2 rRNA genes (1 of these 2 cut by a window edge) are annotated in these 3318 nt (G+C 59.3%); both read right to left on the reverse strand.

What is annotated here, in order from left to right:
- Positions 1-1239: ribosomal RNA gene (locus ACFUMH_RS18605) — 23S ribosomal RNA — on the reverse strand (it extends 1487 nt beyond the left edge of the window).
- 486 nt (positions 1240-1725) lie between these two features.
- A 16S ribosomal RNA gene (locus ACFUMH_RS18610) occupies positions 1726-3245 on the reverse strand.
- The 16S and 23S rRNA genes sit together here, the layout of an rRNA operon.
- Between the last annotated feature and the right edge of the window lie 73 nt (positions 3246-3318).

Below are 3318 nucleotides of genomic sequence, written 5' to 3' on the forward strand. Positions count from 1 at the left end.
AACTTCGGCGGTGTGCTTGAGCCCCGCTACATTGTCGGCGCGGAATCACTTGACCAGTGAGCTATTACGCACTCTTTCAAGGGTGGCTGCTTCTAAGCCAACCTCCTGGTTGTCTGTGCAACTCCACATCCTTTCCCACTTAGCACACGCTTAGGGGCCTTAGCTGGTGGTCTGGGCTGTTTCCCTCTCGACTACGGAGCTTATCCCCCGCAGTCTCACTGCCACGCTCTGGCTTACCGGCATTCGGAGTTTGGCTAACGTCAGTAACCTGGTGGGGCCCATCGGCTATCCAGTAGCTCTACCTCCGGCAAGAAACACGTGACGCTGCACCTAAATGCATTTCGGGGAGAACCAGCTATCACGAAGTTTGATTGGCCTTTCACCCCTAACCACAGGTCATCCCCCAGGTTTTCAACCCTGGTGGGTTCGGGCCTCCACGCGGTCTTACCCGCGCTTCACCCTGCCCATGGCTAGATCACTTCGCTTCGGGTCTAGAGCACGCGACTACGATCGCCCTGTTCGGACTCGCTTTCGCTACGGCTTCCCCACACGGGTTAACCTCGCCACGTACCACTAACTCGCAGGCTCATTCTTCAAAAGGCACGCCGTCACCCCTGCTAGGGAGGCTCCGACGGATTGTAGGCACACGGTTTCAGGTACTATTTCACTCCCCTCCCGGGGTACTTTTCACCTTTCCCTCACGGTACTTGTCCGCTATCGGTCACCAGGTAGTATTTAGGCTTACACAGTGGTCTGTGCAGATTCACTCCGGGTTTCTCGGGCCCGGAGCTACTTGGGATCCCCATCGGGAGGCCACGCCATTTCGTCTACGGGGGTACCACCCTCTGTGCCGGGCCTTTCAATGCCCTTCGACTATGACGCGACTTTCTGACTCCCTGCCGGTTCGGCAGAACCGACTGACGGGTCCCACAACCCCGAACGTGCAACGCCTGCCGGCTATCACACACGCACGGTTTGGCCTGATCCGCTTTCGCTCGCCACTACTCACGGAATATCTCTTCCTGCCGGTACTGAGATGTTTCACTTCCCGGCGTTCCCTCCACGCACCCTATATATTCAGGTACGGGTCACCGCACATGACTGCGGCGGGGTTTCCCCATTCGGACATCCTCGGATCACGGTTCGTTTGCCAACTCCCCGAGGCTTATCGCAGGCTACTACGTCCTTCTTCGGCTCCTGGTGCCAAGGCATCCACCCTGTGCCCTTATAAACTTGACCACAAAGATCATTCAAAGATGCTCGCGTCCACTGTGCAGTTCTCAAGCAACCACCGAACCCCGCCGGCACCCGGTCCGCCTACCGTCCACGACCACGTCGCGCACAGCGGTTCGACACCACCGACAGACCCGAAGGCCCACCCGAACCCCCCTTCCAGGCACCCACCGCACGCGGCAGACAACCCCAGGAGATCCTTCGTGACCCCGAGGCGAACCACCCGAACCGGGCTGTTCCCTCAGGACCCAACAGCGTGCCAGGCCAACCCCTCCACCAGCAGGACTCCGTTCCCTCCCGCACAGCTGCACACCCCGAGCAAGCTCGAGACACACACCCACGCGGCGTACTAGGCACCCACCAGCATCCAAGGCCGGCCGTAGTCGATGTTCCACCCTCGAGCACCACCCCCCACACGATCGGCGAGGGCATGGGCCTGGACACCTGACCCGCACCCACGACAGGCACGAGCAGATGCCAGATGCTCCTTAGAAAGGAGGTGATCCAGCCGCACCTTCCGGTACGGCTACCTTGTTACGACTTAGTCCTAATCGCCAGTCCCACCTTCGACGGCTCCCCCCAAAAGGTTGGGCCACCGGCTTCGGGTGTTACCGACTTTCATGACTTGACGGGCGGTGTGTACAAGGCCCGGGAACGTATTCACCGCAGCGTTGCTGATCTGCGATTACTAGCGACTCCGACTTCATGGGGTCGAGTTGCAGACCCCAATCCGAACTGAGACCGGCTTTTTGGGATTCGCTCCACCTCGCGGTATCGCAGCCCTTTGTACCGGCCATTGTAGCATGCGTGAAGCCCAAGACATAAGGGGCATGATGATTTGACGTCATCCCCACCTTCCTCCGAGTTGACCCCGGCAGTCTCCCATGAGTCCCCGGCATAACCCGCTGGCAACATGGGACGAGGGTTGCGCTCGTTGCGGGACTTAACCCAACATCTCACGACACGAGCTGACGACAACCATGCACCACCTGTGCACCGACCTTGCGGGGCACCCATCTCTGAGTGTTACCGGTGCATGTCAAGCCTTGGTAAGGTTCTTCGCGTTGCATCGAATTAATCCGCATGCTCCGCCGCTTGTGCGGGCCCCCGTCAATTTCTTTGAGTTTTAGCCTTGCGGCCGTACTCCCCAGGCGGGGCACTTAATGCGTTTGCTGCGGCACGGAATCCGTGGAATGGACCCCACACCTAGTGCCCAACGTTTACGGCATGGACTACCAGGGTATCTAATCCTGTTCGCTCCCCATGCTTTCGCTCCTCAGCGTCAGTTGCGGCCCAGTGACCTGCCTTCGCCATCGGTGTTCCTCCTGATATCTGCGCATTCCACCGCTACACCAGGAATTCCAGTCACCCCTACCGCACTCTAGTCTGCCCGTACCCACTGCAAGCCCCAGGTTGAGCCTGAGGTTTTCACAGCAGACGCGACAGACCGCCTACGAGCTCTTTACGCCCAATAATTCCGGACAACGCTTGCGCCCTACGTATTACCGCGGCTGCTGGCACGTAGTTAGCCGGCGCTTCTTCTGCAGGTACCGTCACTTGCGCTTCTTCCCTGCTGAAAGAGGTTTACAACCCGAAGGCCGTCATCCCTCACGCGGCGTCGCTGCATCAGGCTTGCGCCCATTGTGCAATATTCCCCACTGCTGCCTCCCGTAGGAGTCTGGGCCGTGTCTCAGTCCCAGTGTGGCCGGTCGCCCTCTCAGGCCGGCTACCCGTCGTCGCCTTGGTAGGCCATCACCCCACCAACAAGCTGATAGGCCGCGAGCCCATCCCCCACCGATAAATCTTTCCAGACGCTCCAGATGCCCGGGCGCCTCGTATCCGGTATTAGACCTCGTTTCCAAGGCTTATCCCAGAGTAGGGGGCAGGTTGCTCACGTGTTACTCACCCGTTCGCCACTGATCCGGTCAGCAAGCTGACCTTCACCGTTCGACTTGCATGTGTTAAGCACGCCGCCAGCGTTCGTCCTGAGCCAGAATCAAACTCTCCGTAAATGTCCAACAGCCACCCACCAGGCCGAAACCCGGCAAGCAACAGACACAACAAAGAAACCCCACACCAACGGTG

The sequence above is a fragment of the Cellulomonas sp. NPDC057328 genome, from assembly GCF_042667215.1.
In the GTDB taxonomy this organism is placed as follows: Bacteria; Actinomycetota; Actinomycetes; order Actinomycetales; family Cellulomonadaceae; genus Cellulomonas.